The 14,827-nt window shown below is 40.2% G+C and carries 16 protein-coding genes and 1 other annotated feature; of the genes, 6 read left to right on the top strand and 10 right to left on the bottom strand.

The annotated features are described in order from the left end of the window. Window positions 1-174 precede the first annotated feature (174 nt). Entirely contained in the window at window positions 175-1,170 is a 996-nt protein-coding gene (locus PTI45_RS17605) for a metal-dependent hydrolase (RefSeq protein WP_069328905.1), read from the top strand. A 133-nt stretch (window positions 1,171-1,303) separates the two neighbouring features. Here the strand turns inward: PTI45_RS17605 and PTI45_RS17600 are convergent, their stop codons facing one another. The 3 genes from PTI45_RS17600 to PTI45_RS17590 are packed head-to-tail and all read right to left on the bottom strand — an operon-like array spanning window position 1,304 to window position 4,317. Next, the gene (locus PTI45_RS17600; protein ID WP_069328904.1) at window positions 1,304-2,260 is read right to left on the bottom strand and encodes an ABC transporter substrate-binding protein; all 957 of its coding nucleotides are present in this window, start codon (window positions 2,258-2,260) and stop codon (window positions 1,304-1,306) included. Window positions 2,261-2,284: 24 nt separating this feature from the next. After that, window positions 2,285-3,310, bottom strand: coding sequence for a FecCD family ABC transporter permease (locus PTI45_RS17595; protein WP_069328903.1), 1,026 nt, complete (start codon window positions 3,308-3,310; stop codon window positions 2,285-2,287). 2 nt (window positions 3,311-3,312) lie between these two features. Next, on the bottom strand, window positions 3,313-4,317 hold the full coding sequence (locus PTI45_RS17590; protein WP_069328902.1) for a FecCD family ABC transporter permease: 1,005 nt from the start codon (window positions 4,315-4,317) through the stop codon (window positions 3,313-3,315). Between the two features lie 301 nt (window positions 4,318-4,618). Between PTI45_RS17590 and PTI45_RS17585 the strand changes: the two genes are divergently transcribed. Next, window positions 4,619-4,804, top strand: coding sequence for a hypothetical protein (locus PTI45_RS17585; RefSeq protein WP_069328901.1), 186 nt, complete (start codon window positions 4,619-4,621; stop codon window positions 4,802-4,804). Window positions 4,805-4,839: 35 nt separating this feature from the next. Here the strand turns inward: PTI45_RS17585 and trpS are convergent, their stop codons facing one another. After that, window positions 4,840-5,829: a tryptophan--tRNA ligase gene (gene trpS / locus PTI45_RS17580; RefSeq protein WP_069328900.1), complete on the bottom strand. Its 990-nt coding sequence runs from the start codon at window positions 5,827-5,829 to the stop codon at window positions 4,840-4,842. A gap of 44 nt (window positions 5,830-5,873) precedes the next feature. Beyond that, window positions 5,874-6,145, bottom strand: a binding site (T-box leader). 103 nt (window positions 6,146-6,248) lie between these two features. Between trpS and PTI45_RS17575 the strand changes: the two genes are divergently transcribed. Then, complete coding sequence (locus PTI45_RS17575; RefSeq protein WP_069328899.1) at window positions 6,249-7,229, top strand: aldose 1-epimerase; 981 nt, start codon at window positions 6,249-6,251, stop codon at window positions 7,227-7,229. Window positions 7,230-7,532: 303 nt separating this feature from the next. On the opposite strand, the gene PTI45_RS17570 is transcribed toward PTI45_RS17575, so the two are convergent. Together PTI45_RS17570 and PTI45_RS17565 are read right to left on the bottom strand one after the other, a co-directional pair. After that, complete coding sequence (locus tag PTI45_RS17570) at window positions 7,533-7,940, bottom strand: O-methyltransferase (protein ID WP_069328898.1); 408 nt, start codon at window positions 7,938-7,940, stop codon at window positions 7,533-7,535. Between the two features lie 310 nt (window positions 7,941-8,250). Beyond that, window positions 8,251-10,056 (bottom strand): M3 family oligoendopeptidase, encoded by a 1,806-nt coding sequence (locus tag PTI45_RS17565; protein WP_069328897.1) that lies wholly within the window; start codon window positions 10,054-10,056, stop codon window positions 8,251-8,253. Window positions 10,057-10,285: 229 nt separating this feature from the next. Between PTI45_RS17565 and PTI45_RS17560 the strand changes: the two genes are divergently transcribed. Both PTI45_RS17560 and PTI45_RS17555 read left to right on the top strand, forming a co-directional pair. Further along, window positions 10,286-10,438, top strand: a complete 153-nt coding sequence (locus tag PTI45_RS17560) for a YycC family protein (RefSeq protein WP_069328896.1) — start codon at window positions 10,286-10,288, stop codon at window positions 10,436-10,438. Between the two features lie 2 nt (window positions 10,439-10,440). After that, window positions 10,441-10,674, top strand: a complete 234-nt coding sequence (locus tag PTI45_RS17555) for a hypothetical protein (protein WP_069328895.1) — start codon at window positions 10,441-10,443, stop codon at window positions 10,672-10,674. Window positions 10,675-10,757: 83 nt separating this feature from the next. Here the strand turns inward: PTI45_RS17555 and PTI45_RS17550 are convergent, their stop codons facing one another. Both PTI45_RS17550 and PTI45_RS17545 read right to left on the bottom strand, forming a co-directional pair. Next, the gene (locus tag PTI45_RS17550) at window positions 10,758-11,471 is read right to left on the bottom strand and encodes a DUF2225 domain-containing protein (protein WP_069328894.1); all 714 of its coding nucleotides are present in this window, start codon (window positions 11,469-11,471) and stop codon (window positions 10,758-10,760) included. 24 nt (window positions 11,472-11,495) lie between these two features. Beyond that, the gene (locus tag PTI45_RS17545) at window positions 11,496-11,873 is read right to left on the bottom strand and encodes a globin domain-containing protein (protein WP_069328893.1); all 378 of its coding nucleotides are present in this window, start codon (window positions 11,871-11,873) and stop codon (window positions 11,496-11,498) included. Between the two features lie 545 nt (window positions 11,874-12,418). On the opposite strand from PTI45_RS17545, the gene PTI45_RS17540 reads away from it, so the two are divergent. Next, a complete protein-coding gene (locus tag PTI45_RS17540; protein WP_069328892.1) occupies window positions 12,419-13,225 on the top strand; it encodes an NAD kinase in 807 nt (268 codons plus the stop codon). Between the two features lie 100 nt (window positions 13,226-13,325). Here the strand turns inward: PTI45_RS17540 and PTI45_RS24495 are convergent, their stop codons facing one another. After that, window positions 13,326-13,904: a YutD family protein gene (locus PTI45_RS24495; protein WP_245703504.1), complete on the bottom strand. Its 579-nt coding sequence runs from the start codon at window positions 13,902-13,904 to the stop codon at window positions 13,326-13,328. Between the two features lie 21 nt (window positions 13,905-13,925). Next, complete coding sequence (gene lipA / locus PTI45_RS17530) at window positions 13,926-14,819, bottom strand: lipoyl synthase (protein WP_083243598.1); 894 nt, start codon at window positions 14,817-14,819, stop codon at window positions 13,926-13,928. Between the last annotated feature and the right edge of the window lie 8 nt (window positions 14,820-14,827).

The following is a 14,827-nucleotide window of genomic DNA, read 5'->3' as shown; positions in this document are numbered from 1 at the left end:
CGCTTATCGTAAGATATTTTGCTTTGCAAAAATCACGTTTGACTGCACTAGAAGATGTCGCGCTTTAATTGCCAAGCGCTTATCGTAAGATATTTTGCTTTGCAAAAATCACGTTTGATTGCACTAGAAGATGTCGCGCTTTAATTGCCAAGCGCTAAAAGGAGAGAATTTGTAATGGATACTGCTACCCATTTTGCTATGGGATTCGGGCTTGCCGGGCTTGCTTATGTTGATCCCGTTGTCGCTTCTGATCCAAGATTAGCTATCGCGGTTATGGTGGCGACGATTGTAGGTTCACAAGCACCCGATTTTGATACGGTTTTGAGATTTAAAGACAATGCTACTTATATTCGTAATCATCGGGGAATGTCACACTCCCTTCCTTTTATGGCGTTATGGATATTATTGATTGGTGTAGGTACATCCTTGCTGATTCATCCCGCAGGTATGGGGCACATTCTGCTCTGGACGGCTATTGCGGTGATGGTTCATGTGTTTACCGATCTATTTAATACGTATGGTACACAAGCGGTCAGACCGTTTAGTGATAAGTGGATATCGTGGAATATTATTAATATTTTTGATCCGTTTATCTTCAGTACGCATATCCTTGCTCTGTTATTGTGGATCACAGGTTTAGTTGCACCTGCTCCATTGTTTATTACCCTTTATGTAGTGATTGCACTCTATTATGTATGGCGTACAGCTACTCATTTTATTTTAACGAAAAAAGTAGAAGAATTAGATATCGAAAATGGACGTTCTCCTGAACCGGATGGACATTATATATTGATTCCGACGATTTCTTTACGTCGCTGGCATGTGGTTCATGCCAAAAAAGATGGCAGTTATCGAATGGGATGGTACAGTCCCGACCGTTTGATCTGGGCAGACTATATTGAGTCAATGGATCACCCAGCTATTGAAGCTTCTCGCAAACATCGTGATATTAAGGCATTGCTTTATTTTTCATCGTATACCGTTTCTGAAGTAGAAGAAACAGCAACGGGTTATATTGTACGTTGGGCAGATGTTCGTTATCGTCACCGTCGTCAATATCCGTTTGTTGGTGTAGTTGTGATGGATCATCATTACAATGCCATCGATTCTTATGTAGGCTGGTTAAGCCCTGACAAAATGAATGATCGTCTAGGTCTGCATATCAGTTAATGAAATCCAAACCTATATCACTTTAACAAAAAGAACCCTTGATCAGGTGTATAGCGACATCAGCCGAACACGCTGTGTACTCTATACCGATCAGGGGTTTCTTTTATATTTTTTTATAAACTATATCTGCTCATTATTTACTAAATAGTTGAGTGGCATCTTCAAGCGCCATTTGCTGACCGAGAGAAGAATAATCGAGCCACTTCTGTCCATCCAATACATAGACATGTTTATTTTTCACAGCTTTAAGATTAAGCCACAATGGATTTTTTTCCAATTCATCAAAGTTCGTCTGAGCATCATTACCTTTACTAATAATAACGAAGATCGCATCTGCATTGAAATCAGGTAATACTTCTTTGGAAATGACTTGATACGGCTCGTCTTTGGAGATTTTATCGATCCCATCTGCCATCTGAAGCTTTAGATCTTCGAACATAATCGGTCCGAGTGGACGTGCTGTACTCATCACACGCAATTCTTTAGGAGTCATTCGAATCGCCATCACTTTCGCATCTGCTCCTAATCGGCTATGAATCAATGTGCTGACTTGTGCTGCTTTTGTATCGTAGTCTGCAATAAACGTATCTGCTTTTTTCTCAAGCCCTACATGAGTAGCTATTTCTTTCAATTGATCTTGCCATGTTCCTTGATCCATATCGATCACAATAGTAGGTGCTATTTGTTCAAATTTGGCAAGGTCTTTACTTGAATATTCTTTATCGATATAGATTACATCCGGTTGAAGCGCAAGCAGTGCTTCCATATCCGGATCAGTCACTACACCTAACTTTTGCGTTCCTTTTAATTGATCAGCAACATGCGGTAAAAAGTCTTTCACATCTCCACCGATTACTGAACCTACAGGTTGAATCCCTAAAGCCAGCAAGTTATTGGTAATATGAATCGACATCGAAGCGACTTTGGCTTTGGCATCATGTATAATCACACCATTTTCTTCTTTGACCATACCTGAGGAAGATGATGTGGATAATGTAGACGTTGTTGAAGCCGCAGGTTGTCCACAGGCTACTAAGAAAATGATCATAAATGTTAAGCTCATCATAACTAAACTATTTTTTGTTTTCATACTGTATTGCCTCCGTTATATCATTCAGACTGTTTTTTTGAATAAAATATAAATAAAATAAGGTCCACCAATCAATGCTACCACCACACCTGCGGGTACAAAGTTCGGTTGGAAAATCGAGCGCCCTATCGTATCGGCACTAAGCAACATGATCATCCCGATCATTGCCGCTACCGGAACAAAGTGTTGATGACGAGCACCTACTAACTGTCTTGCAATATGCGGAGCAATTAATCCGATAAATCCAATCGAACCTACCATAGCAACACTGGAACTAGCCAACCCAACAGCCAATAATAGAAGGACTATTCGGCTTCTGGTGGTAGAGTTCCCTAGACTGGCTGCAATATCATCACCCAGAACGAACATATCTAATGTTCTGGATCGTAGATACACCCATGGGACAAATAATGCGATCCATGGAAGTAACGCCCACACATTCACCCATTCTCTGCCCCATACACTCCCAGCTAACCATGTCGCTGCAAAAGCATATGTATCTGGATCTAATTTCAAAGACAATAATAATGTAATCGCACTTACGCCAGCGGCAACAGCTATTCCTACTAAAATTAAGCGAATTGGAAGTAATCCTCGCTGTCTGTCATACGATAACATAAAGATCACTAGCGCAATCAATACACCTCCTCCAAATGTGAACAGAGGAATCAATAAAGCTATTGGCCCTTCCATCGTACGAAAAAAAGAGACAAAAATGATCAATCCAAATCCTGCTCCTGCATTAATGCCTAATATCCCGGGATCAGCCAGAGAATTACGAGAGACTCCTTGAAGAACAGCTCCAGCAACACCAAGACCAATACCTGCTAGAATCGTAATCAGAATACGTGGCAGACGATACTGAAACATAATCAAATTTTCGACGGTTGATCCTTGTCCTAGCCATGTCCACATCACACGTAACGGGGATAATCTAATAGAGCCTGTATTGAGACTAATTAAGACGATTACGATCGCTATGGCCACCATCAAGCCTGTGATCCAGATCGCACGACGTTGTTTGCGAACATTTAACTGCTGAATATCCATCCTTATAATCCCCTTCCTTCTTTACGCGCTAAATAAAGAAAGAACGGCACACCAACCAAAGCCACCATAGCACCAATCGCAAATTCTTGCGGAGGACTTACCATTCGTGAAGCAAAATCTGCCCATACCAGCAAAATCGCTCCTAACAAAGCAGATAACGGAATCACCAATCGGTAATCTACCCCTATCCAGCGCCGTGCTATATGAGGAACCACTAATCCTACAAAACTAATCGACCCTGCAACAGCTACAGAAGAACCCGCTAATATAACAGCTGCGATCATCGCCATGACTTTTACAGATGTCGTACGTATCCCTAGATTCGTAGCGGTCTCATCCCCAAGTGCTAGAAAGCTAATCGAACGTCCCATTGTGATACTCCAGATCATCATAACCAATACAATCGGAATCAATAGATGAAGATGTTCCCATGTTACACCGGACACACCCCCTGCATACCAGAAAGCCAGATCTTGACTCAATCCAAAATAAAGCGCAATCCCTGTACTTAATGAATGCAGCATCGCCGCTATCACTGCACCTGCAACCGTAAGTTTTAATGAGTTCAGTCCCCCTGGTGTAAATGAAGCCAACACTACAATCAGTAGGGTAGTTATTGCTGCTCCTACAAACGAAAATAACATCAGATACGAATACGATAATTGAGGTAAAAAAGCAAAACATAATGCCACTACAAACGCTGCACCAGCATTTACTCCCAGTATCCCCGTATCGGCCATCGGATTACGTGTGACCCCTTGCATCAAAGCACCGGCAACAGCAAAAGCTATCCCTGCAAACACAGCGCCCAATACACGTGGCAATCGGATATCATACACAATTTGGTGAGCAGTAACGGTTGTATCATAATGAAATACAGCATCCCAGACTGTTCCCGTCGTTAATTCTTTAGCTCCATAAGAGACAGCGATAAATATCGATAGCACCAACACAATCAGTGCGAGTAGAAACGAGAAACTGACACGTACGCTTTTCATGTTATTCATAATCGTATCTGCACAAACCTCCTATACGGCATAAATCATGGGTTTATCCTCCATAACACTTTCTTATTTCAACACAATTGAGAATAATAATCAATTAGAAATTAAAAAAGCCTGTTGTTCGACATTTCTATCGAAACACAGGCTTTTACAAGTATGACTTTATCTGACTATTGGTAATATATTGTATTTCATTTTAGAATGAGACTTGACCCTTATAGTATGCTCAGGCACAATAGAAAGTAGTAATTATTTAAGCATATGTCCGCTTGATCGGACCATATCATTCAGGAGGCTATCCATCATGAGTAAAGGTCTTTCGCTGTGGTTTGCCGTCTCTTCTATTGTTTTGTTAATGTTTTGTGCAATCGCTATCTCTTATTCAGCATGGTTAGCGATATTGCTTGGTGTTGTCGCTATCGGTAATATCGGCTGGGGATTTGTTACCAAAGCCAAACGTCAACGTCAATCAGGAACACCTACTATTTAGCTGATCTATAAAGCATCCTCAGATGTGCCTGTATATTAACGCTGAGCTGGTAAAAAGCCCATGCGTTCTTTTACAGCTATCAATGTTTTCTCCGCTGCGGCTTGTGCATTTTCTGCACCCTGGCGGAGAACTTGATGAACTTCTCCCGACTCACGAATATCATGATAACGTTGTTGCAACGGTTCTAGACCTGCAACCACGACCTCTGCTAATTCTTTTTTGAATCCGCCATACATTTGTCCTTCATATTTAGCTGTTATTTCATCCAGACTAAGTCCCGAGAATTGAGAATAAATACTCATTAGATTGCTGATCTCCGGTTTATTCTGCGGATCATACATCACTTCACGACCCGAATCGGTTGTGGCCCGACTGAGCTTTTTGCGAATCACATCCGGTGGATCAAGCAAAGCAATAAAGCTACCTGCATTGGGATTACTTTTACTCATTTTTTTCGTACCATCATCCAGTGACATGATCCGTGCACCCACTTTAGGAATAAACGGTTCTGGCACTGTAAAATATTCACCAAATCGGTGATTAAATCGTCCTGCTAAATCACGTGTTAATTCCAAATGTTGCTTCTGATCGTCACCCACAGGAACTAAATCTGCGTTATATAGCAAAATATCAGCCGCCATCAGTGCTGGATATACAAATAATCCTGCGCCCACTGAATCTTTACCTTCGGATTTATCTTTGAATTGAGTCATTCGCTCTAATTCGCCCATCGCTACAAGCGTAGTCATAATCCATCCCAATTCAGCATGTTGAGGAACATGAGATTGTAAGAAAATATTAGCTTTTGCCGGATCAAGTCCTGCGGCTAAGTATAATGCGGCTACAGATTCTGAAGCTTCACGTAGTGCAGCTGGTTCTTGTGCTACTGTAATCGCATGTAGATCAACCACCATAAAGTAACTGTTGTAATCTTCTTGTAGGGCAACAAAATTTTTCATCGCTCCAATATAGTTACCAATTGTTAATGAACCACTGGGTTGAATACCCGATAATACTGTTTTCATCTATTGTTCCTCCTTTTTTAGAAAACAAAAAAAGCCCACATCCTGCAAGGGACGTGTGACCGTGGTGCCACCCTTATTCATCGAAATAATATAGAGCATCTTCGTACACTCTATTTTCCTTATTCCAATCTTGAATGTGTTCGGATAACGGCGAACCACCGACCTACCTACTACAGACGCATCCTACATATCACAGATGTCTGGTTGGGCACAGCACTCCAGAGTCCATTCGGCAAAAGTTCTACGCTGATTCTCATCATCCATCAGCTTTCTGAAGAAGCTCTTTTTGCTTACTACTCTCTGTCATCGTATTCTTGAATCTCATCATAATTGGCAAATGTAACATTGTCAAATCCCAATTGGACTCAAAATCTGTTATCATGGATGTATATTTCGATGCAGAAAGAGGGAGCAGCGCCATGAAAGTAACCAAAGGAACATGGAACGGTTATGACACATATATTTTGAAAAGTCAGCAGTTAGAAGTTACGTTGCTGCCAAGACTCGGTAACAATGTGATCGGCATTCGCGACTTACAAGAAGATCGTGAGATTTTGCGTCGTCCAGAAGAAAGCGATCTTGATTTTTATTTGCAAAAACCTTATCACTTTGGGATGCCTATGTTGATGCCACCTGGACGAATTCGTCGTGGACATTTCGAATACAGTGGAACGACCTATCAATTCGATCAAAATACAGCCAACGATAATCATATTCATGGATTACATCGTACGCAAGCATGGCGTGTATCTGATATTGATGAAAATGATGAAGGTTGCACGCTTACGACCGAGTTATTAACAGCAGATGATCCGAACTGGATGCGTCAATATCCGATTCCACTTCAATTAGAAATGACATTACAATTACAAGGTACTTCACTGATGCAACGTATGAAAATTACCAATCTAGGAGATACATCTGCTCCCTTTGGATTCGGGTTACATACGTGGTTCTTGTTAGATGGTGAACCACAACGATGGACCTTAAATATTCCAGTGAGCGATCAACTGCTTCAAGATGCAGAACAGATTCCTACTGGCGAAGTGGTTCCTTTAGAAGAATGGGAAGAACTCAATACGGGTATGAATATGGCAAATCGTAACTGGGATAATCTGCTTCGGATCGGAGATAAGCGTCCGGTAAGTGCAGAATTAACACGTGATGATGGTTATGGTATTCGTTATTCAGCTGATCCGGATTATTTCAAATATTGGGTACTGTATACCAAAGGTGAAAGTGATCAGTATCTATGTATTGAACCGTATACGACGCTACCGGATGCAGCTAATTCTACGCATTCACAAGATTTCACAGGTCTGATTGATGTTGCTCCAGAACAACCTGTCGAATTCAGTCTACAAATCGATGTGATCGAAAAATATACCCAACTGAAATAAAGGCAAATATTTGGATGACATTAACCATTTTGCCACAACTTTGTAATAACGAAAAAACGTGCAGATGTCATATCCTGAGATACACATCTACACGCCTAGGTGACTCTTATCGGAGTCATCTTTTTTCGTTTTGCTATTAGATTGCTATTCCTTCTTACTTAAGATTCATCGTATATATAGTGACGTGCAGATTCACGTCGTGGTGCTTAAGAGTTCGATATAAAAATATAAGGTATGAGTGCAGTAAACAGATGATCTACATAAAAATGGGAATATGTTGCTGTAATCTTGCTTTGTCTATACTTAGGATAACTCTGATTGTACTTCGCTGTATGTAGCTCTTGGATAGCGAATCATATGGTTAGCCATATTATAGTTCGATTCAATCGTGGTATCGACCGCAATCATTCCTTTACGAATAGCAAATTCGTAACTGATTTCCCCATGCGTCCAATGGTTTTTGAATTTTAGCGATTCAATTGCCATTTGTCGAAACGATTTGATCTGAATCATGTTCAATCCTTCTTCTGGACCGTTCCACTCCCCATTTCTTCCTGCGATTGGATTGTGTTTAATACCAAATTTCCCCACTGTATTGTTACGAATCTGAATAAATACTGTTCCAGAATCCAAATGGGTTAACTCGTTTTCAAGCTCCTTGAACACAATGTCGAGTTGTCTCGTAAGAGAAACTAGATCGTTCTTAGGCATTTTTTCCCCTTCCTCTCTCTAAAAAACATATTAAATTAGGACTTCTGACTCATTATAGAACCTATTTAGTGTATGATCAATACTATTTTTAACAATTAGGTACTTTTTACTACTATTCGACAAATTTCGATTATTATTCCTATATTTACCTACGCTTTCATTCGCTATTTAATAGAATAATTGGATTTTACTAGGTTTATTTAAAAATTTAAAAAAACGATATCCACTTGCATTCTGAGAGTAAGAATACAAAATGAATATCGTTTTTAATAGATCAATGAGGATCGATTACGTATATATTGTTAACCAATTATTTTTTCACTTGTTCTACAGTCATATTCATAAATAATTCGACATCCGCAATACTTACATTCATAGCATTTTGCCAGAAATCAGGCTGAGTCAAATCGACACCTAGATGTTTTTGAGCCAATTCTTCTACAGACATCCGTCCGGTATCTTGCAACAACGCATCATATTTCGCAGCAAAGCTTGCACCTTCTTGTTGTGCTAACGCATAGATACCTGTACTGAACATATAACCGAATGTGTACGGATAGTTATAGAAAGGAACACCTGTAATATAAAAATGTAGCTTAGACGCCCAGAAATGCGGGTGGTATGAAGATAGTGTATCGCAATAGGCTTCACGTTGCGCTTCTTCCATAAGGCGGTTAAGCTCGTCTGTGCCTACCGTTCCTGTCCGACGTTGCTCATAAAAACGAGTTTCAAATAAGAAGCGAGCATGAATATTCATAAAGAATGCAATACTACGCTGAATCTTATCTTCTAACAAAGAAACTTTTTCTTCGTCATTTTGGGCTTGTTTGACTAAAGAATCCGCTACGATCATTTCAGCAAATGTAGATGCTGTCTCTGCCACATTCATCGCATATCCTTGACTAAAAGCAGGCAAATCATTCATCACATGTTGATGATATCCGTGTCCGAGCTCATGCGCTAACGTGGATACATTGGATGCTGTGCCACTGTAAGTCATAAAGATACGTGTTTCTTTACTCATAGGTAACGACGTACAGAATCCACCTGGACGCTTACCAGCACGATCTTCAGCTTCGATCCAGCGCTGTTCAAAAGCATGTTCTGCAAAGTCAGCCATCTCAGGATTAAATTTGCGGAATTGATCCACGATAATCTTGGCAGCATCATCATAATCAACATGACTATCTACCGTACTGATCGGTGCATCTACATCATTCCAGCTTAATTGATCAACACCTAGAATTTGTGCTTTGCGGTTCAAATAATCGACGAATACCGGTTTATTTTTAACGATAACATCCCACATTGCATTCAACGTCTGATCAGACATGCGGTTAATGGCAAGAGGTTCTTTTAAGACTTGATCCCAGCCACGACGTTCATACAATTTGAGACGGAATCCTGCAAGGTGGTTAAGCGTGTCTGCGCAATAATCTTCAGCATTGCCCCACGCTTCTTCCCATTTACGGAACATCTCTTCACGTACTTCACGATTCGTATCATTCATTTTATTAGCTGCTTGTCCTGCGGATAAAAGGATCGTTTCACCATCTTGTTCAAAAGGAATCTGGATATGGCTTACAATCGTATCATACATTTTACTCCAACCGTGATAACCATCGACACCAAGGTCTAGAGCTAATCCTTCCAGTTCAGGAGTCATTTTCTCACGGGCCAGTGAACGATTTTCAGTCAGATAGAATGCGATCGGAACAATCTCAGGACGACTAATCCATTGCTCAAATATATCATCTGCTGTAGTCGCCAATAGGCTATGGAAACGTACAAATAATCCCTGTAAATTAGCAGACATTGTTGAAATCAATGACCCTAGACGATTCGCTTCTTTATCACTTTGATCTTGTGCACTCAGACAACCGACAAAAGAAGACGCTTCGCGCAAACGAATACGTGTATCTTGCAATTGATCCAGTAATGCATCATATCGTTCCGTTTCAGTAACATGTTGAGGTGCTTCCATCGTATTCAATTGTTGCGATAGTGTTTGAATATCTTGGGATAACGTTTGTAAAAAAGATTGCAGTTCTTCAGAACTGGAACCTCCAGCAAAAATCGTTTCTAAATTCCATGTAGGTTGAATAGGATGGTTCATCATAGCACACCTTTCTGTATCTGCCTGTAAATAGACATATGTTGGAATGATTAATTATTTTGCTTGTAGCTATAAGTATGCCGATTATTGATTATAATTTCAAATGGATGCATCAACAATCATGAATTTTCGTTCCATTGTCCCATTCATGATTAGCTCCCCCATCGTCAAGTGGGTATAAGTATAGTATACTCTAAATCATCATATTCCAAGATAGGAGGGAAGCTTTATGCAACCACTACAGATCTCGGCAGATACCGCAGTTAAGCTAGCGGAAAAGCTAAATGTACCATTAGAACAACTGATGCATATGCCCAAGCATATCCTGCTTCAAAAAATTGCTGAACTGGCAAAAGAAGACGACAAAGGCGGCAACGAATAATTATGATTCCTTTTAATCAGACCTGGCCATACGACATTATTATGAATGATATTTATGTTCATGAATGTCCGTTTTGTCAGGCAGAAAATATAATTTTACCGCTCAAACCGAAAGAATTAATTTCGATTCGAGAAGGCAAAAAAAAATTACTGGTGTTCCCTTGTTGCAGTAATCGAGTCACTTTATTAGATACCGATTCAGATTATTTGCTAGCAGACACGATTCTTCGTCATTAATTACTGCTTATCGGCAGTATGCTCAATAATATAATAATAGCGGATCACTCTATATCTACTTAGAGTGCCCGCTATTTTTTATATTAAGATTCTTTCATTTCGTCTGGTAGCGCCATATTTTTAGATAACATTTGTTCCCGAAGCAGTGCCCACTGTTCACGAGAAGCTCGGATCATAGCTGAATCTGTAATGCGTTTATCATGAATAACACGTGAGAACCATTTCACCGCTTCATTAAATTCCCCAAGTCGGCGATGAAGTTCACCAATCAGATATAGCAATTTGGCATCCCCACCACTCACACTTTCAATCTGATACACTTTGATATAAGAATCCAGACAATAGCGAAGAAAACGAAGTTCTTGCTCTGTTTCGCCACCATACCGGTGAATCCAGGCAATATGCTGAAGAAAGCTAGCAATAATACGTTCCCGATCTCCAATCGCTTGTGCACACATCAAAGCAAATTTGTAAGCTTCCAGTGCTTGTTCTCTCGTACGATGTCCACCCATATCACGTTTGATTAACCGATTGCCAATCTGCTCCATATAGAGATCACGTTGACGATCTGTCAGTGTAGCCTGCGAATTCTCAGTTGAAGCAAACCCGCAATGTGGACACATGCGTACAACGTAAAAGTCAGGATTCTCCTGCTGATAATAAGCACAAAAGTCAGAGTCACGCCGTGAAGCTCTTTTCATACTTGGACGTACACGACTGGTTTTAAATTCTGCATCACACTGCGGACAGGTGATTTTTATCGTATATAACGGCTCTAACTCTGTTGTCCCCTCCATCTAACCCACTTCCCCCAAATCAAATTAATGCGTATTTACAAAATGATGAGCCGGTCCTGATAAACGATCTACTACAAATACACGCAATTCGTCTTCAATCTCAAGCTCTTTTAAAGCTTCATTCATACAGGCTAACCAGGCATCTGCTTTTTCGTCGGTAATCTCAAAACCCATATGACGTGCTCGCATCATCGGATGACCATAAGCTTCAGAGAAAAGCGCTGGGCCTCCAAAAAATTGCGAAAGAAACATATATTGTTTCTCCATCACAGGATTGATATCTTCTGGAAAAAGCGGACCAATTAACGGATCACGCTGTACTTTTGGATAAAAGGCTTCAACTAAGCGTCTAACTCCATCTGCTTCGCCTAGCAATACATACAAAGATTGATCAAATTTCACTATCGCTCGCCAACTTTCTTTCGATACGTCATGCCTCAAATTATATCATAAAAAAGACGCTAAAGATTTCTTTAGCGTCTCTAATCAATGTATATAGTATAAAAAAAGTAATGTAAAAATACATGCGGTCTAAGTCAATACATGCTTCGATCCTCTTCACCAGATTGAACAAAGGAAGCACGAATGACGTACACGAATAGACATACGAGAATACCGGCAAGAATGCTTGTAGTCATGTTCATCACTCCATTCTAATTGTGTACTAACAATCATTGACAATTCCGACGACCATTTATATCCTTATTTTAACACACCTTTTCCGAGAATATAACCCTTTTTGCAAGCGCTTACTTTAACAATTAGATTACAAACTCTTTACAGAACCCTACATTATGTCGGTTATGTATCAGTAAGATGACCAAACGCTATTTATTTTAAAATAGATTTACCTTTAAACATTGTGTTCCGCTCAAGAATTGATTATCATCGAAGGTGAGTATATTTACAAAGGATTTAACGATAAAGGACAAAGGAGCTTTCCAAACTTGAGATACTATGTGCTTGATCGTGGAGATCAATTATCTATCGAACTTAGTGAGCAATTTCATAAGCTTGCTGCCGAACGCGGATTTCAGCTAGATGCTGAATCACCAGAGATCGTTGTATCTATTGGTGGAGACGGAACCATGCTTCATGCTTTTCACACATTTATTGATCATATTCCAGATGTAGCGTTTGTCGGTATTCATACCGGACATTTAGGATTTTATGCAGACTGGAAAGCAGATGAACTTGCAGATTTGGTTACATTTATGGCGGGCGAGTCTTCTACATCAGATCGTCATCCCAAAATTGTAAAATATCCATTAATTGAATTGGATATTCAGACCAAAAGCGGCACCACTCACCATACCGTGCTTAACGAATTCACTTTAAAAGGAACCGATGGTACAACTGTCGTGGTTCAAGTGGATATCAATGATGAGATTTTTGAAATGTTCCGTGGAGATGGAATTTGTGTATCGACCCCTTCAGGAAGTACTGCGTATAACAAAGCGCTTGGTGGGGCTATGGTACATCCGACGATTGAAGCTCTTCAGATCGCTGAGATTGCTTCGATCAATAACCGGATTTATCGTACACTTGGATCTTCTTTAATGTTACCAAAACATCATCATTGTGATATTCATTCACGCAAACCGCAAAAACTACAATTGACAATGGATCATTTGAATATGTCATTTGATGATCTGATTTCGATTCGTTGTCAGGTGTCCAAACATCAAGTTAGTTTTGCCCGTTATCGCCCTTATCCATTTTGGAATCGAGTACGTCAATCGTTTTTGGGATAACGAATGCAATCAGAAGTCTAACCACTTAGACATATCAAAAAAAGCTTCCACATGCCACTGTGATAGTGGACTTGGAAGCTTTTTGATATGCATAAAAGAGTTAAGACTTGGAACTTTCTTCACTTGGTTTCACTTCAACCTCTGTCGAATGCGGTTCTACAGGTGAAGGTTGAATAGGCTCTATAGAAGGCTCTACCGGACTTATTGTCGTTGGTGCTTCTGTAGGTTGTACAACAGGCACTACTGGAGCTACAGGCGTTGGAGCAGACGCAGGAACTGCTTTGGAAGCTGCTGTTTTATCCTGCTTGTCTTTTTTGGAATGATTTCCTTGTCCTCTTGACGATTTCTCGGATTTCTCAGGCTTTTCTGCTTTTTCTCCATTCGCTGGCTTTGGTGGTTCTGCGACTTCTTTTGTTTTTTGTAATACAAAATAAGCACAGCCAAAGTTACAGTATTCATTAATATATTCAGTCAAGCTGGATAAAGAAGTATCTTTACCTGCTTTGGGATGTCCATCACGATAAAATCCTTTGAGACGCAATTGATTATAACCCCAGTCACCTAGAATATAATCATACCGATCCAACACTTCACTATATCGTTCACGGAATATTTCTGCATTCCAACCATCACGATGCTGTTTAATAATCTCGTATGTTTTACCGCCGATTTGAATCAAGGTTCTCCCGCCTTTCAGCATTTAGACCGTCGAGGTTTCCTTCGACTTCGATGCGGATTGAACCTGTTCATGCGCATGATAGGAACTACGGACAAGCGGACCAGACTCAACATGACTGAATCCACGCTTTAATCCTTCTTCTTTTAAAATAGCGAATTCATCAGGAGTATAATATTTAGCCACATCCAAATGTTTTGGAGAAGGTTGTAAATATTGTCCAATCGTCATAATATCGCAATCCATGGCACGAAGGTCATCCATTGTTTTTAAAATTTCATCCCATTCTTCCCCTACACCTAGCATAATACTAGACTTGGTTGGAATCGAAGGTTGTAGTATTTTAGAGTTACGTAACAATTCCATAGAACGAGGATATTTGGCTCTGGCTCGAACACGGTCAGACATCCGTTCCACTGTTTCAATATTATGATTCAGAATATCTGGTTTAGCATCCATTACAATTTTTAGTGAATCGATATCTCCCATAAAGTCAGGTATCAATACTTCGACACTACAAAGTGGCAAACGCTTGCGAACCGCACGAATCGTCTCCGCAAAAATATTTGCTCCACCATCTTTCAAATCATCACGAGCTACACTGGTAATTACACAATGTTGAAGCCCCATATTTTCAGCCGCTTCCGCAACCCGATCTGGTTCTTGTAAATCAAGCTCCGTAGGCATCCCCGTATTGACTGCGCAAAAACGGCAAGCACGTGTACAAATATCTCCCAAAATCATAAAAGTCGCTGTACGATTTGCCCAGCACTCATAAATATTGGGACAACGTGCTTCCTCACAGACGGTATGAAGAGTTTTGGAACGCATCATACTTTTAATTTCCTGATAGTTACTGTCATTGGTCATCTTGATTTTGATCCATTCAGGTTTCGGTTGTTTGGCTTTAGTGGACAAGATAGTTG

The organism is Paenibacillus nuruki (assembly GCF_001721045.1).
Classification (GTDB): Bacteria; Bacillota; Bacilli; order Paenibacillales; family Paenibacillaceae; genus Saccharibacillus; species Saccharibacillus nuruki.
This window is presented reverse-complemented; position numbering and strand designations above follow the sequence as displayed.